Genomic DNA, 19974 nt, shown 5'->3' with positions numbered 1-19974 from the left:
CGTCAGCCGGTCGCGCCTGTCACGCTTGCCAGCCATTGCTGGTAGGGCGGCGCGTAGTCCAGTGCGGCCTGTGCCCGGGCCGAAAACGCCTGTCGCGCCGCGTCGATCTGGCGCGGATCGCCTGCGCTGAATTGCGGCGGTGTGCCGCGTTCGAAACCGACCGCGCGCAGCAGCGCCATCTGCTCTTCGGCAAACAGCGGCGATTCCTCGCGGAATGGCAGGCGTCCCCGCCGGGTGAACTGGTCGATCGTCAGCGAGACGTGCTGCGGCGTGACACTCGCGAACACCCGGCGGGCACGCGGTGCGGCGTAGAACAGCGCCAGCGTATCGCGCGCAGTGTCCATCATCATGCCCGAACGACGATTGTATTCGGCGCGCTCGAGCGGTTCGATCACCTTGCCCGGCAGCAGCTCCAGCAGCAGCGCCAGCTGGCGATGCGCAAGGTCGAGATTGAGCCAGCCGAGCGGTTCGAACCGCGCGCTTGCATCGCCGATCGCGATGACATTGCCGATCCATGGTTCGGCGACCCGCGCCGGGGCGAGTTCGACCGCGTATTGCAACGGCGAAGCCAGGGCCTGCATCGCCGCCGCTTCGGATACCCTTTCGCCGACGCCGAGAACGGTGTGCAAGCCGTCACGTCCGGCGAGCTCGGTCAGCCAGCCGTCCGCCAGCAGCGAGATCCGGTCCTCCAGCGCGAGCATCGGGCCGCCGGGCCTGGCCACCAGCACCCGGCGCGTCGGCAAGGTATCCGACCACTCCCGCTCGCGACAGGTGGGCAACGCGCGCAGCAGGTGCGCCGCCGGTCCGCTGCAGTCGAGGAACAGGTCCGCTTCGATCCGCGACCCGCCTTCGATTGCGAGCGCCTTCGCCCCGATCGCGCCATCGGTCTCTACCCCGATCGATCGCGCCTGCACGTGTCGCACGCCGAGCTGCTGCGCCAGTTCGATCAGCAGCGCGCGATAGGCGCTCGGAACCCAGCGCAGCGCATAATCGACCTCTGCCAGCGGCGTTTCGACGTCCGGCGGCGGCGTCCTGAACCGGCCCGCACCGGCCAGCGTCTCGGCCAGCGAACCGGGCTGCTCGCGCGCGGTCACGGTCCTCGAACCCCCGCCCCATTCGCGTCCGAACGCCATGGATTGCAGCGGGTCGGCGCTGGCACCGTAGGCGATCGGACCGTGTTGCCCCTCTTCGCCCCATCCGAAGCAACGCGTCACCAGTCTGTGGCTGCCACCGGCGCGCGCGACGATCCAGTCTTCGCGGATGCCCAGCCGATCGTGCAGCTTGTTGGTGAACGGAAGCGCAGTCGCCGCGTGATCCGCGAACGCGGCGGGATCGGGCGCCAGCCCCACGACGGTGATCTCGCAGGCCGGCAGCGCCCGCTTGAGCGCCAGCGCAGCAAGCACGCCGACCTGACCATCGCCAGCGACCGCGATCCGGTCGAGCGCTGGGCGCGCCTCGCTCATGCCGGTTCGGCCAGCCGGGTCCGCTCGCGCCGAAGGTAGTCGAGATGGGCGGGCATCGCCGTTACTTCCTCTGCGATTGTCGATTTGAGCCGGTCGAGCGCGCCCGCCACCCGTTCGGGATCGGCCAATGCCGTGCGCGGATCGTGACGTTCGGGCAGCATGCCCTGCCCGACGTAGACCGCGATCCAGCTGGCGTCGTAAAACAGCCCGTCGGAATACTTCTCCACCCGCCCGGCCTTGCGCCACAGCTGCAGCTTGTCGGCGAGACTGTCGGGCACCTGCATCGTGCGGACATGGTTCCAGAACTCGGAATCGTCGCGCGTGGTGGCGTGGTAATGCAGGATCAGGAAATCGCGCACCCGGTCGTATTCCATATCGACCAGCCGGTTGAACTCGTCGCGGTCGCGCGGATCGATGCCGCCTCCGGACGGGAACAGCTCGATCAGGTAGGTAATCGCCATCTGCGCGAGGTAGATCGAGGTCGATTCGAGCGGTTCGAGGAATCCGCTCGACAGGCCTACACCGATGACGTTGCCGCTCCACGACCGGCTGCGACGACCCGGGCGGAACCGCAGGATGCGCGGGTCGGCGAGCGGATCGCCCTCCGCCGCGTTGCGGATCGTCTCGCAGGCCTCGTCTTCAGAGAGGTGCGCGCTCGAAAACACGTATCCGTTGCCCATCCGGTGTTGCAGCGGGATTTGCCACCGCCAGCCAGCGGGCATCGCGGTTGCGATTGTGTAGGGGCGAATGTCCCCGGTCTCGTGCGTGCACGGCATTGCCGCTGCGCGGTCGCACGGAAGCCAATGGGTCCAGTCTTCCCACGGTTCATCCATTTCCTGCCCGAGCAGCAGCGAGCGGAAACCCGAGCAATCGATAAACAGATCGCCCTCGATCCGCCGCCCGTCTTTCAGCACCAGCGTGGTCACGTCGCCGCTCCCGGCGTCGCGCTCCACTCGGGTGACGATCCCTTCGTACCGGGTCACACCGTGGCGGATACCGAAGTCGCGCATGAACGGTCCGAACAGGGTCGCGTCGAACTGGTAGGCGTAGCCATAGGTCGAGGCGAGCGAGGGCTCGGCGGCGGGCGGCTGGAACCGGTTGGCGCGCGCCGCCGCGACCGCGAGCGAATAATCGCCCAGCTCACCGGCGAGGCTGTGCTGGCGCATTTCCAGCCAGAAGTGATGGAATCCGATCCCCGCCACTTCCTCCCCGAACGATCCGAACGGGTGGATGTAGCTCTCCCCGATCCGACCGAAATCACGAAAGTCTATCCCCAGCTTGTAGGTGGCATGGGTGGCGCGCATGAATTCGGCCTCGTCGATACCCAACCGTTCGACATAGGCGCGGATATGCGGGAGCGTTGCCTCTCCCACCCCGACGATACCGATATCCTCGCTTTCGACCAGATCGACCGTGCACAGTCCGGGCAGCAGCTTCGCCAGTCCGGCAGCCGCCATCCATCCAGCGGTACCCCCGCCAAGGACGACGACCCGCACCGGATTGAGCGATCCCGAAATCATGCAGCCGACTCTAGGATCAGCCCTCCATCGCCTCAAGCTCGATGCCCTTGGTCTCGTGCACCATCACCCACACGAACAGCACCGACACCACCGCGCTCAGCGCGTAGAAGCCATAGGCACCGGTCAGCCCGATGGTCGCGAGCATGATCGGGAAGGTCATGGTTATCCCGAAATTCGCGGCCCATTGCGCGAATCCGCTGACCGCGAGGCCCGAACCGCGGATCTGGTTGGGGAACATTTCTCCCAGCATTACCCACATCACCGGGCCCCAGCTGAAATTGAACAGCGCGACATAGGCGTTCGCTGCGATCAGAGCGGCCAACCCGGCATTGTCAGACAGCACAAGCTCGCCGTCGGCCAGCTCTCCGCTGAGGAACGCGAAGGCCATGATCGCGAGCGTGACCGCCATCCCCACCGATCCGATCAGCAGCAGCGGCTTGCGTCCGACCTTGTCAATCAGCGCGATCGCAACCAGGCACGAGGCAATCGAGATCGATCCGCTGAGCACATTGATCTTGAGCGCGTCGGATTCGCTGAATCCCACCGCCTGCCACAGCACCGCACCGTAATAGAACACCACGTTGATCCCGACGAGCTGCTGAAACACCGCGAGCCCGATTCCGGTCCACACGATCGCGCGGACCTTGCCGCTGTTGCGGTCAATCAGGTCAGACAGGCGCGGCGCGTGGTCGGATGCGATCGAAGTCTGGATCTCCTCGACCTTGCGCGCGGCAAAGGTCGGCCCGAACAGCTCGGTCAGCACCGATTTCGCCTCCTCGGTCCGCGCGCGGGCTACGAGGTAGCGCGGACTTTCCGGAATCAATGCCAGCGCCGCGAGAAAAACCGCTGCAGGGACGAGCTCTATCCAGAACATCCAGCGCCATGCCTCGAACCCCCACCAGAACTGGTTGGTCGATGCTCCGGCATATTCGGCCAGAAGGTAGTTGGAAACGAAGGCGGCGGTGAGACCGATGATGATCATGATCTGCTGAATGCTCGAAAGTCGCCCGCGCAAATGCGCCGGGGTAACTTCGCTGACATAAGCCGGCGCGAGCACGCTTGCCGCGCCCACCGCCAGCCCGCCGATAATCCGGTAGATCACGAATTCGGTCGACGAACCGGCGATCCCTGACCCATAGGCGCTGACGATGAAGAACACCGCCGCGATCATCAGCGTGCGCTTGCGCCCCAGCACGTCGGCCAGACGGCCGGCGATGAAGGCGCCGATAGCGCAGCCGAGCAGCATCGATGCCACATTGAAGCCGGTCCCAACGTCGTCCGAATCGAACGCGGCGCGCAGCCCGTCGACCGTCCCGTTGATCACTCCGCTGTCGAACCCGAACAGGAACCCGCCGATCGTTGCCACTGCCACAATCGCGGAAATCAGCGCCATGTTGGCACTGTCTCGCGTGTCTTCCATCGATCCCCTCCCCGAGCGAGGTCACCGTTGCGCCTCGCAAATGTTAGCGCTACCTACGACGGAAATCCGGCACTAGGCAAGCCGGTATTTTTTCCCGCTCCGATTGCGAAAGGATAATCGCTCCATGCTTGAAGGAACGAATTTCATTGCCGGCCAGAAGCATGTCGGAGACACCTTCTTCCACGCTGTCGATGCCGGCACCGGCGAGACACTCGACCCAGCCTTCAACGAAGCGGGAGAGGCCGAGGTTGCGCTCGCGTGTTCGCAGGCAGCAGAGGCGCAGGCCGTGTTCGGCAATCTGGCCCCGGCAAAGCGGGCGGCATTCATCCGCCTCGCTGCGGCCAAGATCGATGCTCTGGGCGACACGCTAACCCAGCGCGCGATGCGCGAGACCGGCCTGCCGCAGGCGCGGCTCGAGGGAGAACGCGGACGCACGGTGGGCCAGCTGCGGCTGTTCGCCGACGAGATCGAGGCCGGCCGCTGGCAACGTGTGCGGATCGATCATGCCGATCCGGCGCGCGTTCCGCCCAAGCCCGACCTGCGCCTGCGGATGATCCCGCTCGGCCCGGTCGCGGTGTTCGGCGCGAGCAATTTCCCGCTCGCCTTTTCAGTCGCCGGGGGAGACACCGCGTCGGCTTTCGCAGCCGGGTGCTGCGTCGTAGTGAAGGGCCACCCGGCGCATCCGGGCACATCCGAACTGGTCGCGCGCGCGATTGTCGAGGCGGTGGCGGAAAGCGGGCTTCCGGCGGGCGTGTTCTCTTTGCTGCAGGGAACCTCGCACGAACTCGGCGAGGCGCTGGTGAAGGATTCGAACATCGCCGCCGTCGGCTTTACCGGCTCGCGCGCCGGTGGCCTGGCGCTGATGCGGCACGCGCAGGCGCGCCCGGTGCCGATCCCCGTCTATGCCGAGATGAGCAGCGTCAATCCGGTGGTGTTGATGCCGCAACGGCTTGAGCAGGCCGCAGAGGACCTCGGCACCGCTTATGTCGCGTCGCTGTCGCTAGGCGCGGGCCAGTTCTGCACCAATCCCGGCATCGTGCTGGGGGTACGCGGCGAGGCGCTGGACCGATTCCTCGCCGCCGCAAAGGCGGCACTCGAATCGGTCCCCGCCCAAACCATGCTTTCCGGCGGCATCCGCGACAATTTCGAGCGGCTGGTGGGCGGTCTGGCGGACAAGGCCGAACGGGTGGCGATCGGAGCGGAAGGCGAAGGATCGTGCGGTCGCGCGCAGCTCTACACAACGTCCGGAAAGGCGTTCCTTTCGGACCCCGAATTTGCCGCCGAGATGTTCGGGCCAAGCTCGATCCTCATCCAGTGCGACGATCTCGACCAGGTCGATCAGATCCTGTCTGGAATGGAAGGCCAGCTGACGGCGACGCTGCACCTGACGCACGGCGATCACGAAGCCGCCCGGCAGCTCCTGCCGACGCTCGAGCGACTGGCCGGACGGATCATCGCCAATGGCTGGCCGACCGGCGTCGACGTCACCCATGCGATGGTTCATGGCGGCCCGTTCCCGGCGACTTCGGACGGTCGCAGCACCTCGGTCGGCACGCTCGCGATCGACCGGTTCCTGCGCCCGGTGGCCTATCAGGACATGCCCGACGCACTGTTGCCCGCACAGCTCCAAGACGGTGCTCCGGGGATGCCCCAGTTGGTCGATGGAAAGATGCGTCACGGCACCTGACCGAGGAGGTTGCTATGGCATGGGTTCGAAGCTAGAGCGCGCGGCCTGCCCCAGGGCATGCGGAGCAGTGGCCGAGTGGTCGAAGGCGCACGCCTGGAAAGTGTGTATACGGCAACCCCGTATCGAGGGTTCGAATCCCTCCTGCTCCGCCACCACATCGCAATCGCGGACCCGGATGAGCGGTCGGATAACTATGGTTGCCAGCGTTTGTATCGCGCCCCGCGTTCCTCTATCTTTCCGCTGGCCATATAAATGGCCCATGATTCAGGGCAGGGATTGGGCTCATCGAAACTAGTTCCGTATCATCGACAGATACCGCCCTTCCCGCATCGCCTCGCGTCTGTCTGAGCGTCGGCGTAACCGGTCATCGCGCAAAGCATCCCGTCTACATGGCGAACGTGGACCGCATTCGCGCCGTCATGGCCGAACTGTTCGACCAGATCGACGCGGCCGTTCTCGCGGCTCCCGACGCATTTCCTGAACAGGATCCCACGATCACGCGGCTGCACACGCTGCTGGTCGACGGGACCGACCAGCTGGCCGCCAGCCTTGCCGACGAGCGCGGCTGGGACTTGATCAGCCCGCTGCCATTCGGGCAGGCGCTCAACCTTGCGATCAACGCCTTGCCGCAGAGCAGTGACGATGCACGGCGGTTGCTGCGGGGCGAAGCGCCGCTGGACGCGGCCACCAGAGACCGTGCGGACAGCATCTCGACCGTGGCCAGGAATGCGCGCCTGTTCGAGCTGGCGGACCGGGACGAAGCGATCGCCGACCTGTACCTGGCCAAGCTCGAATCCCCCGACGATTTCGCCAAGGCAGAGGCTTTTGCACTGGAAGGCGCAAGGCGGGCGGAACTGGCCGGCACAGTGTTGATCGAGCAGTCCGACATCCTGATTGCGGTCTGGGACGGTGCCAGCACCGCCAATGTCGGCGGCACGGGTCACACCGTGTTCGAAGCCCTCAAACTCGGCACGCCGGTGATCTGGATCGATCCGGCGGAGCCCGAAGACTGGTGCATTCGCCATTCCTCGGAATCGCTCGTCGCGCTGCATTCGAAGATCGTGCACGAAGACCGGATTGCCGCGCTCGCGGCTCAGGTAAGGGGCGTGGTGTTCCCCGCCGATCTGGCCGAAGGAGACGGCGATACGGCGGGCAGCGGTCTTGCAGGTCTGCAATCGGAAAGCTGGCGCGACAAGAGCTCGCGGTGGGTGCACGCCTATCGCCGGATCGAAGCGCTGTTCTCCGGCGAGGGATCGCGCTTCCGATCGCTGGTGGTCGAATACGAGAAGCCCGGCGAGATCGCCCAGGGCAGCGGGGCCGGGCTGGTCGGCGCCATCGATCGGCTCCCCGGCGGGGATGCCGAGCTTGCCCGGAAGATAAGGAGCCATGCGTTGCGCCCCTTTGCATGGGCCGACGGCGTGTCGTCGCGTCTGTCCGACCACTACCGCTCGGGCATGATCGTCAATTTCCTGTTGTCGGCGCTCGCGATCGTCGGCGGGGTTCTTTACCTGCCGCTCGTCAGCCCGGAACATAAATGGGGCTTTGCGCTGTTCGAATTTCTGGTTCTGGTGGCGATCGTCATCATCACCTACCGGGGCCGGAAGTATCGCTGGCACGCGCGCTGGTTCGAAACGCGCCGGATCGCGGAGTATTTCCGGCATAGCCCGCTGCTGCTGATCCTCGGGGTTGCGCGGCCCGCCGGTCACTGGCCGCGCGGCGCCGAAACCTCGTGGCCGGAATGGTATGTTCGCCAGGCGCTGCGCGATATCGGCCTGCCACGCGCGAAGGTGACCGCATCCTACCTGCGATCGGTGCTGGAGATGCTGGACAAGTTCCACGTCACCCCGCAGCGGGACTATCATCAGGTCAAGGCGCGGCGGCTCGAAAACATCCACGCCAACCTCGATGGCTTTTCGGAATTCCTGTTCAAGCTGGCCCTCATTTCGGTTGCGACCTACCTGGTGCTCAAGGGCGGCGCGGCGCTCGACCTGTGGAGTTCGGGGCTGGTGACGAAGCTGTCCAAAACCTTCACCGTTCTGGGGGTGCTGTTCCCAACCCTGGGCGCGGCGATCGCCGGTATCCGGTATTTCGGCGATTTCGAAAGGTTCGCCGCGATCTCGGAAGTGACGGCAGAACAGCTCGATGCGATCGCCCGCCGCATTGACGTGCTCCTCCAGGCACCCGACCAGCGCCTGAGCTACGCCTCGGTGCGCGAGCTCGCCCACGCGGCCGATGACGTGGTCTTCGCCGAGATCGAGAACTGGCAGGCCGTATTCGGAGGCAAGCACATCACGATCCCGGTCTAGCGAGCACGGTCAATATCGTGCATGACGTGACGGTTCGGTCGCAATTGCAATATCTTGAGTATCGGCAAGAGGTGGGCCTGGGGCATGTCAGAACAAGACGATCCTGCAAAGGGACGCGAGACGACCGTCTTCTTCAGCTACTCGCGGGCCGATCAGGCCAAGGCCAAACCGATCATCGACGTGTTGGAGAAGGCGGGATTCTCGGTCTGGTGGGACGGCCTGCTCGAGGGCGGAGAACGCTTCGCCCACATCACGGAGGCTGCTCTGGACCGCGCGCGTGCGGTCGTTGTCCTGTGGTCCAGGACTTCGGTGAATTCGCATTGGGTGCACGACGAATCCACTCGCGGGCGCGACAGCGGGCGTCTGGTCCCACTCTCGCTCGACGGATCGAATCCGCCACTTGGCTTCGGGCAGTTCCAATGCCTCGATCTGTCGCATGCGAGCTTTACTGCGACCGATCCCGAAATGGTCAAGCTGGTGCGGGCAGTGGCGGCATTGCACGGCGAGGAGGCTGCGCCGGAAATTCCGGCACCGCCATCATCTCCCCGGATCACGCGCCGCGCGGCGATTATCGGGGGCGGCGTCGCGGCGACCGCCGTCGCCGGGCTGGCAGCGTGGAGAAGCGGGCTCTTCGGACCGGGCAAGAGCCCCAACGGTGTGGCCGTGCTTCCGTTCAAGAACCTCAGCGGCGAAGCGGACCAGACCTATTTTTCCGAAGGGCTGACTTCCGAAATCAGGAGTCATCTTTCCCGTAACGCTCTGCTGGAAGTCGTGGGGCAGACGTCGTCGAACGAGTTTCGCGATTTCGAAGGCAGCGCGCGCGAAATCGCCTCCAGCCTCGGCGTTGCCTTCCTGCTGGACGGCAATGTGCAGAAGGCAGGCGACATCGTGAAGGTCACGACCGACCTCAGCGACGGGCGCGACGGATCGAGCCGCTGGAGCGAGAGTTTCGAGCGGCCCCTGACGGACATCTTTGCGGTACAATCGGAGATCGCGCAGGCGGTCGCTTCGGCGCTTTCCGCGGCGATGGAAGAAGACGGTGACGGCGACGGCCCGGCTCAGCTTGGCGGAACGGACAGCATCGCAGCCTTCGACGCCTACCTGCGGGGCAAGGAGCTGTACGAATCCAGCGCCGACGAAACCTCCGACCGGCTGGCGCTTGCCAAGTTCGATGAAGCGCTTGCGATCGATCCGGGCTACGCCGCGGCCGCCGCATCGCGATCACGAATACTGGTCGTGATCGCGAACCTCTATTCGGCGTTCGAGGAGCGGACACAGCTGTACGACGAGGCCGTCCAGTCCGCGCAGCAAGCGACCGAACTGGCTCCGAAATTTGCCGATGGCTACTCCGCGCTGGGATTTGCCTTTGCGTCCGGCAAACTCGATATGAAATCGGGCCGAAAGGCGTTCCAGACATCCTATGAGCTGGGATCGGGCGATGCCGATACGGTCAGCCGCTATGCGAACTTTCAATCGCGGGTCGGTGAATACCGGGTCGCCAGCGACGCGATTGCACGCGCCGCCAAGCTCGACCCGCTCAATTCGCGCGTTTTCCGTTCCAGCGGCGATGTTCACTTCTTCGGGCGCCAGTATGAGCTGGCGATCACCCAGTATCGGCGCGCGATCGCTCTCAATCCGGACATCGGGAATTATCATTCGCTTCTCGGCTATGCGCAATTGATGCTGGGCGATCTCGACGGCGCGTATGCTTCATTCTCGCAAGAAATGAGCAGCGTGAGGCAGTTGCCGGGCTACGCGATTATCGCGCACAAGCGCGGCAACCAGGCGGAAGCCGCGTCGCATCTCGCCGCATTGATCGAGGAATATGGCGACAAGAGCCATTATCAGTACGCACAGGTCTACGCCCAGTGGGGAGATGTCGCGAAAGCCGTCGAGGCTCTCGAGACAGCGTGGAATCTGCGCGATGGCGGTCTGATCGCGCTCTACGTCGATCCGCTTCTCGACCCCGTCCGGCAGGAACCCCAATACGCGCAGTTGGCAAGTGCGATGGGATTCGTGTAAAAAATCATTTCTCGATTGAGGGGGAAAAACAATGAAAAAGACAATTCTTGCTGCATGCCTGGTTTCGACGTCCCTGGGACTGGCCGCATGTGGGCAGCCTGCAGCCGAAGGCGACGATGGTGCCGCAACCGCACAGGATGATCGCACCGGCGAGGACGATCGCACCGGCGAAGATGACCGGACCGGAGAGGACGATCGCACCGGCGAGGACGACCGCACCGGCGAGGACGATCGTACCGGCGAGGACGACCGCACCGGCGAGGATGATCGCACCGGCGAAGACGACCGCTAGGGCCGATCTCGCTCAGAACGATTTGAGGGGAGCAATGGCTCCCCTCACCGCGCCTGTTGCGCTGGCCTTGGCCACTCGGTGACCGCTGACATGCGCGCGGCTCTCTTGGCCTGCGCGATCCAGTCTGCATAATGGGAAACGCGCACATAGACCGCCGGAACTCCCGGCGCTCCGCATCCCTTGCCGACCGAGACAAGTCCGACCAGCAGGCGGCGACCGCCGTCCTCGAGCCGCGTCAACGGCCCGCCGCTGTCACCCTGGCAACTGTCACGCCCTTCGCCGACGGTGCCGTCGGATATGGCTGGCCCGGCGCAAAGGCTACCCGCGCCGAAATCGGTAAAGTGGTCCTCGCACAGATTGTCGTCGAGATAGTTGATCGACAGTTGCTGGAGGGCGGCCGGCCGACGCTGAAGCTCACCCTGGCTGTCGCGCAGGCGCTGCCAATCGCGATTGGCGTTGCGCTGGCCCATGTATCCCCAGCCGGTGACCCGCAGCTCTTCTTTCTCGTCGAAATCGCGATCATCGGGTTGCATCGGCTCGATCGCGGCGAGGCGTTTTTCGGCGATCAGCGCGTCCAGTCGCCGCTTCGTTGCTGCATCATCGCGCAGTCGGATCAGCGCTATATCGTCCATCTTGTTGCGTTTCGAATAGCCCGAATGAACCACCACTGCGGCGATTTCGAATGTGCCGTCCTGGATGGTCAGGTTCTGGGTGCCGAGCAGCACGTGGCGATGTGTGATCGCATCGCTCGCGCTCCCGTCGGGCGCCTTGATCGAAAGCACGCAATGTGCCGCGGTGACGATCCACCCGTCGCCGAGATACGAACCACCGCATTTGTGCGCGAGCTCGAACTCCTCGCGCTCCGCCAAGTAGCTCTTGCACTCGTCGCCATCCTGCAGCGTCGCATCGAACCGGCGCTCGGCATCGGAATATCCGGGATCGGACATGATCGCGATCTGCCATGGGGCCGAGCGCGGGCGCGCCGGTTCGCCCCCGACGATCCGGCCGCCGCTGTTGCTTTCAAGCCGCGCCCTGCACCGCTCGCTCCGCGACGAGCCTTCGGCCGAAGCCACAGGCGCTGCGTCCTCGGCTCGTTCGCTGGCAGGCTGGCTCTGCTGGCACGCCGTGAGCGCGCCTGTTGCAAAGATCAGGACGGCCAATGGCGCGGCAAGCGTCGTACGCACCATGACCTAGCTCACCACCGCCGATGAAACGTTGGCCAGCCAGTTGCCGACCGCCCCGACCGACGGATCGCGCGTGCCCTTGCTGGCCGAGCACAACAGCCGTTCAAGCGGACTTCGGCACGCCGCGATGTCGCGCATGCCACTGCCGCTTTGCCTGAGCGCATCGACCCGGATGCGCTGATCGCTGGCGATCGTGACGAAGCGATAGGCTCCGGGCTCGGCGAACGAGATGGGGCCGCGCTGATACGGGCGATCCGGCTCCAGCTTGGCGTCGATCTCTCCCGTTTGCGGCAACACCTGGATGACGCCGTTGAGGGGATCGATCGCGAGCACGTAGACAAACAGCGGTTCGCGTCCCCGGTTGATGACGGTCGCAAAGGTCATGTCGCCAAGCGCGATCTGGCGTATCCCGCCTGCATCCGGTGCCGGACAACTCGAGGCCCGGTAGCCCTCTTGGGCGATGCAGAATTCGACCGGCCCGACCTCGCTCTCGGGATCGCCGGAGCGGGTCGTGGTTCTCAGCGACAGTAGCTGATTGACCCGCGCGATCTTGGTCAGCTCCGCTTCGAGCCGGGCGACGAAGGTCGGCGCCCCGGCATCGCCCAGTTCGGCCAGCAAGGTTCCGTCGCTGGCCTGCAGGCGCACCGAGGCGGGATTGTCGGGCGCAGACGTGATCTGGATTGCGCCGCTGGGGACGACTGCGACAAATGCAATCTCGGCGAGTGCATCCGAAACCTCGCCCCGGCTCACGCCGCCGCTGATGCGATTGCTCACCTGCAGGCTCTCCGGAGCGAAGAAATGCGCAATTTCTTCGGCAAAGAGCTGTTGGGGCAACGGATCGCCGGGTTCGCTTTCCAGTTCCAGCCGTGCCGACGTGGGCGTGAGCGCGGCGATCGCTGCCGTCCCGAGCGAATTTTCGCGCGCGATTGCGTCGGTCTGCGAATGATACAGGGCAAATCGCGAACCGATCGTCATCCCGGAGAGCGATCCGGCCTCGAGTGTCACCGCGTCACCCTGAGCCTGCGCGTTGAAGACGATCGCTGATCCCGCGCGCGACCCGAGGGCAGCGGTCAATTCGCCCTCTGCTGAGGGAACCTGCGCGGTGTGGCCCATGCGCGAAACGCGCAGCTGCACCTCGCTGATAATGTCGCCGAAGCTTGCATGGCGCATGGCCGGCATATGCAAAGTTTCGATCAGCGCATTGGTAAAGACCCCTGCGCGCTCGCCGATCTCGCCGCTGACGGCTTCCTGCGCCTCCTGGCCATCCTGCGCCGCAGCCAGATGCACCCAGTACCCCTCGTCAGCGGCGACGGTAACCGGCTCCTGTACCGGCTCCTGAGTGACAGGAGGGGGGGTGGTCGATACCGGAACGCTGCGCGATTGGCCGCTTGCTCCATCGCGCGTCGCCGTGCCGGAATTGCAGCTGTCGAAGACCGAAACGAAATAGATGCCCTTTGCCGTTGCGCGATCCTTGCGCCGCTTCAGCTCGATGTCGAAGATCTCGCCCGGCGAGCCATCGGGATTGCGCGCATCGTAGGGCAGGATCGTCCCGTTATAGCCGGAATCCTGATCGAAATTTTCGTCGTCGCGATACTGCGAGCCGTGTCCGGCGAAATAGAACAGCAGCGTATCTCCTGGGCCCAGCGCCTCGATACGCTGATCAAGCGCAGACAGGATTTCATCGCGCGTCGCACAGGCATCGAGCAAGGTCGATGACAGCGCGTTTTCCGACCGGCAATCGTCCTGCGGGACCTCGTCCAGCTCCAGTCCGTAGACATCGCGCAGCGCGGCCTTGAACCGCCTTGTATCGCCGACAGCTCCGCGCAGATCCTCAAACTCAGCGGAGCTCAGCTGCGCTCGCGAAAACTGGTATCGGTCGATGCCGACGAACAGGCCGTAGACGTTTTCGAGCGTCTCCTCGTCTCCCCCAGCAGCGCTCAAGAGCGCGCTGCGCACCTGATCGGCTTCGACCGGCGCCTCATCGGTGCACGACGATAGGAATGCCGCCAACGCCAGCGTGCAGGTCAAGGCCCATCCCGGCTTCATCGCGCCGCCTGTCGCAAGACGATCGGGCGCGGGATCACCGTGAAGTCGAACAGCGAAGGTTCCTGAATGCGCTTTTCGACGAAACCTTCGGGTTGATCGTGGAAAATCACCGTCCGCGCTGCCAGCCCCCGACCCTTGGGTCGGATTGCATGGCGGGCAATCGCTCGACCGCATAGTCGAGCCATTCGGTCAGCGTGATCTGCTTGTCGCGATCGTAGTCGGCTTCGCCCCCTTCCGAATTGAGCCCTTCTCCAGCCAGGACATAGGTCAACAGGCCGTGATTGAGATTGGCATCTTCGAGCGCAACGTCATCGGCCTGGGTCGCGGTGAGGATGAGCACGCCATTGTCGAAAGCCAGTTGGCCAAGGCCGGGATCGCCGAGCGGCCCGGGCTTGAAGCTGCCGTTTTCGACGCTCGCTGCCGAATGGCAGGCATCGATGATCAGCGCCATCGTGCCGGCGTCGATAGCGCTCATCCAGTTGGCCAGGTCGACGGAAGACACGAGCCCGCCTTCGTCGGGCGCGCCCTCGTCCTCCGACCAGACGGCGTCCGAAGTCACGAGGTAGAACTCGCCTCTGCTGTCGGTCCAGCCGTGGCCCGCGTATGAGAGGATCACCAGATCGTCGGGTGTCGCCTGCTCGAGCATCGAGGCGTCGATGCCCAGCGCACTCAGCCGCAGGCGCGCCTCGGGAGCCTGCGGTTGGGAGAGAATGGCGAGAATATCGCTGATGATCGCAGGAGAGATGAATGCAGACGCACTGGCGACCCTGCCTGTATCCGCCCCCGGGTCAGCAAGTGCAGTGTCAGCGCCAGTCCCTGTGGTGCGAAGCGAGAGCGTGCGTATTTCATGGCCGGGAATCTGGCCCAGACTTTCGGCCATCAAGGTCGCATCGTTTCCGGCGAAATTGAGATTGAGGCGCGGTTCCTGGTAGTGATCGATGCCGATCGCGATTACGAAAGCCCTGGGAGTGCGCGGCTCGACTTCGGGCCGGGTATAGTCGAGAAACGCGGTTTCCGATTTGATCCGGTCTTCATTGAAGGCATAGGCGGTGAATACAGGGACCTGATCTTCGGGTCGATCGCTCGTGCCGAGCGAGACCACGCTGGTCAGCCGAATGGTCCCCGTTTCGTCTGCATCCTCTGATGCCAATGCGTTGGAATGACGCCACTCCAGCAGGTCGTCGCCGTCCTGATTCGCGGAGCCGGACTGGCGGAAGACGAGCTGGTGGTTGCGGAACACGCGCGGGTCGTAAGCCCACGGAAGACTTTCGTCGGTTCCCGAGCCCTGCGGACGGCTGATCTCGACGGTTACGATGGCCTCGCTCGCACTCTCTCCCGGCACGACGTCGACGATCTCCACCTTGGGCAAGTCGCGGTTGAGAAACGCGAGCGGCTTGATCGGGGCAAAGGCACTGTCGCAATCGTCGTCGACGGTGCAATCGATCCAGCGCTCGGTCAGTCCGGGCGTATAGTAATCCCGGCTGAAGGCATCGGGGTTCAGCGACACATTCGGCTGGTCCGGGACTAGCCAGCGGAATCGGGCATCGTAGGGATGGACGTTGCTGTCGTAGCGGCCATCGGGCGTGACCGCGAGGAAGCCCTGATGATCGAAGAAGAAGGTGGTCAGCACGACCGACCAGTCGCGCGTGTCCCACAGGCGCAGCCCCTCTTCGGCAGAGAACGCCCAGAACAACGGTTTGTCGGGGAAGAACCCGCCCGACGAAACATTGCCGAAGTGCAGCGAGGGCAAGGATTTTCCGCTGGCGAAATCGAGCAATCCGATTGCATCGTCGGCCTCGCCTGCAACCGCAAACAGATCTCCATGCTGGTGCAACAGCGTCGTATCGAGCGAGGAGATCGCCATCGGGCCCCATTCGTCGGATTCGAATTTCCAGCGAAATATCTGCCCGTTGCCGGAGACAAAAAGGTCTTCACCGTCCCGCGAGAATGCGATCATGTCGCTGAACGACAGTTCTTCGAACACCCGGCTTATCAACAATTCGCCCGTTGCCGCATCGATGATGTGACCGACCAGCGCGCCGTCATCGATATCAGCCGACGTCGCTTCGGTCACCGCCAGTAGCGAGCCGTCAGGGGAGACGGCGATCAGATCGATCAGCGGGTTTTCCTGGAGTTCGCTCGGGCCGAAGCCGACCCATTCGTCGGTCTCCACATCAAATTTCTGGAGGCCATAAGAGCCCTGCGGAAACGCCCGGCAGGTTTTCGCCCCGGCGCCCACGAAGGTCTCTTCGGCCACCGCCAGCATGTAACACCTTGCCTCGATCCGCAGCTCGATTTCACCGCCGCGCGCATTGACGATAACGGCATCGGGCGGCGGCCCCGTGTCTGGCGCACCGTCGCGCATCCCGTCATGTCGCACCGAGGTTTCGGTAACGACGAAGTGATCGTCGGACAGCCACTGGATATGACTGTAATCGCCCAAGATCCTGACTTGCGGTTCGAAGGCCGCGGTCTGAATGTCGTAGATTTCGATAATCGAATATTCGAGCCCGCCCTCTTCATCCCCGCCTCCGTCCAGCTTGTCATTGGTCATCGCGAGCCAGCGACCGGTGGGCGAAAGCGTCGCCGCGTCGTACTTCTGCATCGGCGAGTGAAGCAATTCCCTCTCCGACCCATCAACGGTGTTGACAAGCAGGAGGCCACCTTCCGGAATTTCGTCCTCTTCGAGCTCGGTCGGGACCGGTAGCCGCGTCAGCGTCCATGTGCCATCAGGCGAGTCCGGCAGGCTCGGGAGTTCGTCAAACGCCTCGTCGAGGGTGTCGAATTCCTCTTCGTCGTTCTCGAATATCGCCTCGAGCGCATCGGCGGCCAGCTCGATTTCTTGTAGATCGACGCCTGGCTCCGGATCCGAAGCGGCGATGGTGACCGTGTGCGTTTTCAGATCCAGTTCGTATCGCATCGTTCGCGGATCGACATATTCGCCTTCCCGAACGTATCGCGCAGACAGCCCTTCGATCACGGCGGTATTGCCGTCCGGGGTGACCTCCATGCCGCTCAAACGCAGCAGCGCACCTGTTCGCCCCGGTTCGGCCGGCATTCTGAGCCGATCGATAATATGACCGGTTTCCACTTCCCAGATCGCAATCGATCGGGTTGGGCCGACGGCGGTGATGATATAGTCGCTGTTCGGGGTCCACGCTGCGACTTCGATGCCCTTGGTCGGCAGGCTTTGCAGCACGATCTTTGGCTGCAGGTCGACCGGCGTCGGCCCGTATTCGGCTACCGCTTCCAGTTCATCGAACAGGTTGCACGAAGTGAGGAGGACGAGAAAAGACACGCCAATCACCGCTGGTGATCGGAGGATATTCCGGCAAGCAACTGAAAAAATTGCCATAAGGCCCGCCCTCCACGTGCCGTTTTACACGCTTTCAAACCTGCTATAGCCTGTCAAGGGCACGAAGGCGCTCGCATTCCGGGGGACAATGCTTTTTCGACACGCTCTGGCCTTGCTGCCGGTCGCCGCACTGCTCACCGCCAGTGCGTCTCAGGACGAACTCGAGCCGTTCGAACTGACGCCGCAGGACGGCTACTTCGTCGCGGAGGGGACGCTGGTTCCGGAAACCGGAGCCCATATCGATCGCGTCCGCCGCGATCATCCCGCCATCAGGGTACTGGTGATGGAATTCGTACCCGGGTCCGACGACGACAACGAATACCTGGGGACGGCATGGAAGCTGCATCGAGACGGCTTTACCACCGTGGTGCCGGGTGATGGACTGGTCGCCTCGGGCGGGACCGATTTCTTTCTCGCCGGGCGGCACCGGATCATCGAGCCGGGCGCCTGCATCGGCGTGCACAGCTGGGAAGACGCCGGACCGCCGGCCTATCAGGCAACCGATGTGCCTCGCGATCACGAAGATCACGAGGATTTCCTGGATTATTTCAAGGCGATCGGGATTTCGCCCGAATTCTACTGGTTCACCATCGCGGCGGCACCCGCCGATCGCATGCACTGGATGTCGCCAGCCGAAATCAACCGTTTCCAGATGAGCTCGACACCTGTCCCAGACAGCGGTGAAACCGCCGCCCAGCGCGCCGCCAGATGCAGCAGCAGGGCGGAAGGGGACTAGGCGGGATGGCGCTGCCAAGATTTCTCGCCCTGCTTGCGATCGGCGGGCTGTCGCTGGGCTCCAGCCAACCCGAACCGCCTGAGCCTGAAGATGAGGACCGATCCGTTTACCAGGTCCTGCCCGAGGATGAGGGCGACGAATATCCACCGAAGGGCGCGGAGCCGATCATCCTGGGGTCGGAGGCTCCTCCGGGTGCTGCGCCCTGGCAGGTGCAGATCTACTCCACCGTGCCTTACACCGCTGCCGAAAAACGGCATGACGCGACGCTGTCGCCCATCGCTTCACGCAATCCGGGCGGCGAGGCAAAGAAATACCTGAACGAACGCAACGATTACGAGCTCAATCACCGCTGCGGCGGGGCCTATCTCGGCGAGCTCTGGATCGTTACCGCGGCGCATTGCGTTGCCGGAAAACCGTTCGTGGGCGACAAGGTCAACGATGTCCTCACCGATCGCCGGGTAAGGATGGGCACGCAATCGATCAGCGGAGGAGGAGCCACCTATCCGATCGATGCAGTCGTCATCCATCGCAAATACGAGCCCGGCGGCAAGAGCCATGACATTGCCCTGATCCGGATAACCACGCGCGGCAAGCGCGGGTCGATCCAGTCGGGCCGATTGAAAAGCATCCGCCTGTTCAAGCGCGAGCTTTACGGAGAGGCAAGCCTCAGAGCCCGGCCGCTCGAAGTGTATGGCTGGGGGGTGACGGGTCCGCTCGTTCATGGCGCGGAGAACCTGCGGCTGGACAAGGACGGCAAACTCCAGCGTTCTCCGTCAAGCCTGCACTATGTCGGGGTGACATACCTCTCTTACCGGGAATGCAGGAAGTATTCGGCGCTCAAGGGCAGCCTTGCGCGCGGGATGATTTGCGGTCTGGGCCGCGCTCGCGACGGCGAAGACGACGTCTTCAGCGATTCATGCCGGGGAGACAGCGGAGGCCCGCTGATCACCAAGCGCTCGGACGGGACCGAGCGGCTTGTAGGCCTCGTATCGTGGGGCAAGGGATGCGGTATGCCCGACATGCCGGGCGTCTATGTCGATGTGTCCCACTACTCGCTGTGGATCGAAACGGCGAAAGTGGGCATCGAACCGGGTGTTTGGCGGCGATAGGGCCGCCGGGAAGGCTATTCGCGGTCCTCTCCACTCGCCCACAGCCGTTCCATCATCAGGTAGGTGAAAGACGCGCTCCACGCGATCAGCAACAGGCCTGCCAGTGCCTCGACACCGGCAACCATTCGCATGGCACCATCGGGAGCGATGTCTCCGATACCCAGGGTCGAATATGTCGCGATCGAGAAATAGAAGTAGTCGACCGCGGTCGAGTTGTAGGCGCCCGACAGCTTGCCCAGGCCGACGTGGCCCATGATGTTGAACGCGGCGGCAAACAGCGTGATCTCGACCAGATGGGTGAAGAAAATGACGGTCATCACCGTCATCATCGGACGCTTGATTGCTGTCTTGGCCCGGGCAAAATGCCCGCTCATCGCCCGCAAGACGCTGAAATGCAGGTACAGGCTGGCCGCGACCAGCACGGCAGAGATCGCAATGCCGGCAATGACCTGATGCATTAGCCCCCCACGCAGACCCGTTTCGCGAGCGCGGCCCGTTCGCCCGCAGTCTCGGTAATGGCCACACTCGCAGCAACGGCTGAGGCTGGCAAGATGCGCAGCGCCCCGAACATCTTGGCGCTCAGCCATGGCCGCCATTCGACGCGCTATCTCGCACCCGGACGTGGCAGATGGCCTCACCCGGTCTGGTCGTGGAATGCGCCGCAGGTGCAGCGACTCTTCTTCAGTGCCTGAAAATATCTTCACCACATCAAGGATTTCTATACTAGGCCAAGATATTGCGATCAATAACCGGATATTTGAATCCAGAGTCACGAAATTTTGTTTCTCGTTTCTATTCATGATCTGTCTGAAACGGAAATTCTTCTAGACTCTG

13 protein-coding genes and 1 tRNA gene are annotated in these 19974 nt (G+C 63.8%); 7 read left to right on the top strand and 7 right to left on the bottom strand.

Annotated elements, in window-relative coordinates; translation table 11 throughout:
• Positions 1–2 precede the first annotated feature (2 nt).
• The 3 genes from KDC96_RS00620 to KDC96_RS00610 are packed head-to-tail and all read right to left on the bottom strand — an operon-like array spanning position 3 to position 4403.
• Positions 3–1463 carry a tryptophan 7-halogenase gene (locus KDC96_RS00620; protein WP_212449820.1) on the bottom strand — a complete coding sequence of 487 codons (1461 nt, stop codon included), beginning with the start codon at positions 1461–1463 and terminating at the stop codon, positions 3–5.
• Positions 1460–2983 (bottom strand): tryptophan halogenase family protein, encoded by a 1524-nt coding sequence (locus tag KDC96_RS00615; protein ID WP_212449819.1) that lies wholly within the window; start codon positions 2981–2983, stop codon positions 1460–1462. The genes KDC96_RS00620 and KDC96_RS00615 overlap by 4 nt, the downstream gene beginning before the upstream one ends.
• Before the next feature lie 16 nt (positions 2984–2999).
• Positions 3000–4403 carry a sugar porter family MFS transporter gene (locus tag KDC96_RS00610; RefSeq protein ID WP_212449816.1) on the bottom strand — a complete coding sequence of 468 codons (1404 nt, stop codon included), beginning with the start codon at positions 4401–4403 and terminating at the stop codon, positions 3000–3002.
• Positions 4404–4527: 124 nt separating this feature from the next.
• Here KDC96_RS00610 and KDC96_RS00605 point away from each other — a divergent pair, with 124 nt between their 5' ends.
• From KDC96_RS00605 to KDC96_RS00585, 5 genes are all read left to right on the top strand, one after another.
• Entirely contained in the window at positions 4528–6090 is a 1563-nt protein-coding gene (locus KDC96_RS00605) for an aldehyde dehydrogenase (NADP(+)) (RefSeq protein ID WP_212449814.1), read from the top strand.
• 61 nt (positions 6091–6151) lie between these two features.
• Positions 6152–6242 (top strand) — tRNA-Ser (locus KDC96_RS00600).
• A gap of 237 nt (positions 6243–6479) precedes the next feature.
• Entirely contained in the window at positions 6480–8396 is a 1917-nt protein-coding gene (locus tag KDC96_RS00595; protein ID WP_212449812.1) for a hypothetical protein, read from the top strand.
• An 84-nt stretch (positions 8397–8480) separates the two neighbouring features.
• Positions 8481–10418, top strand: a complete 1938-nt coding sequence (locus tag KDC96_RS00590; protein ID WP_212449809.1) for a TIR domain-containing protein — start codon at positions 8481–8483, stop codon at positions 10416–10418.
• A gap of 31 nt (positions 10419–10449) precedes the next feature.
• Positions 10450–10710 (top strand): hypothetical protein, encoded by a 261-nt coding sequence (locus tag KDC96_RS00585; protein ID WP_212449807.1) that lies wholly within the window; start codon positions 10450–10452, stop codon positions 10708–10710.
• Between the two features lie 44 nt (positions 10711–10754).
• Here the strand turns inward: KDC96_RS00585 and KDC96_RS00580 are convergent, their stop codons facing one another.
• From KDC96_RS00580 to KDC96_RS00570, 3 genes are all read right to left on the bottom strand, one after another.
• Complete coding sequence (locus tag KDC96_RS00580; protein WP_212449805.1) at positions 10755–11897, bottom strand: serine protease; 1143 nt, start codon at positions 11895–11897, stop codon at positions 10755–10757.
• A 3-nt stretch (positions 11898–11900) separates the two neighbouring features.
• Entirely contained in the window at positions 11901–13940 is a 2040-nt protein-coding gene (locus KDC96_RS00575) for a caspase family protein (RefSeq protein WP_212449803.1), read from the bottom strand.
• Between the two features lie 106 nt (positions 13941–14046).
• Positions 14047–17238 carry a WD40 repeat domain-containing protein gene (locus KDC96_RS00570; protein WP_212449801.1) on the bottom strand — a complete coding sequence of 1064 codons (3192 nt, stop codon included), beginning with the start codon at positions 17236–17238 and terminating at the stop codon, positions 14047–14049.
• A gap of 145 nt (positions 17239–17383) precedes the next feature.
• Between KDC96_RS00570 and KDC96_RS00565 the strand changes: the two genes are divergently transcribed.
• Positions 17384–18031, top strand: coding sequence for a hypothetical protein (locus tag KDC96_RS00565; protein ID WP_212449799.1), 648 nt, complete (start codon positions 17384–17386; stop codon positions 18029–18031).
• 5 nt (positions 18032–18036) lie between these two features.
• The gene (locus KDC96_RS00560) at positions 18037–19140 is read left to right on the top strand and encodes a serine protease (protein WP_212449797.1); all 1104 of its coding nucleotides are present in this window, start codon (positions 18037–18039) and stop codon (positions 19138–19140) included.
• A 14-nt stretch (positions 19141–19154) separates the two neighbouring features.
• Here KDC96_RS00560 and KDC96_RS00555 read toward each other — a convergent pair whose 3' ends face one another.
• Positions 19155–19598, bottom strand: a complete 444-nt coding sequence (locus tag KDC96_RS00555; RefSeq protein WP_212449795.1) for a potassium channel family protein — start codon at positions 19596–19598, stop codon at positions 19155–19157.
• Between the last annotated feature and the right edge of the window lie 376 nt (positions 19599–19974).

Origin of the sequence: Erythrobacter sp. JK5, from assembly GCF_018205975.1 — a bacterium.
Classification (GTDB): domain Bacteria; phylum Pseudomonadota; class Alphaproteobacteria; order Sphingomonadales; family Sphingomonadaceae; genus Erythrobacter.
This window is presented reverse-complemented; position numbering and strand designations above follow the sequence as displayed.

Coding starts and splice junctions, on each gene's coding strand:
- KDC96_RS00610 (WP_212449816.1), bottom strand. CDS start 4,403: ATGGAAGACACGCGAGACAGTGCCAACATGGCGCTGATTTCCGCGATT.
- KDC96_RS00580 (WP_212449805.1), bottom strand. CDS start 11,897: ATGGTGCGTACGACGCTTGCCGCGCCATTGGCCGTCCTGATCTTTGCA.
- KDC96_RS00620 (WP_212449820.1), bottom strand. CDS start 1,463: ATGAGCGAGGCGCGCCCAGCGCTCGACCGGATCGCGGTCGCTGGCGAT.
- KDC96_RS00560 (WP_212449797.1), top strand. CDS start 18,037: ATGGCGCTGCCAAGATTTCTCGCCCTGCTTGCGATCGGCGGGCTGTCG.
- KDC96_RS00590 (WP_212449809.1), top strand. CDS start 8,481: ATGTCAGAACAAGACGATCCTGCAAAGGGACGCGAGACGACCGTCTTC.
- KDC96_RS00585 (WP_212449807.1), top strand. CDS start 10,450: ATGAAAAAGACAATTCTTGCTGCATGCCTGGTTTCGACGTCCCTGGGA.
- KDC96_RS00575 (WP_212449803.1), bottom strand. CDS start 13,940: ATGAAGCCGGGATGGGCCTTGACCTGCACGCTGGCGTTGGCGGCATTC.
- KDC96_RS00595 (WP_212449812.1), top strand. CDS start 6,480: ATGGCGAACGTGGACCGCATTCGCGCCGTCATGGCCGAACTGTTCGAC.
- KDC96_RS00605 (WP_212449814.1), top strand. CDS start 4,528: ATGCTTGAAGGAACGAATTTCATTGCCGGCCAGAAGCATGTCGGAGAC.
- KDC96_RS00555 (WP_212449795.1), bottom strand. CDS start 19,598: ATGCATCAGGTCATTGCCGGCATTGCGATCTCTGCCGTGCTGGTCGCG.
- KDC96_RS00565 (WP_212449799.1), top strand. CDS start 17,384: ATGCTTTTTCGACACGCTCTGGCCTTGCTGCCGGTCGCCGCACTGCTC.
- KDC96_RS00615 (WP_212449819.1), bottom strand. CDS start 2,983: ATGATTTCGGGATCGCTCAATCCGGTGCGGGTCGTCGTCCTTGGCGGG.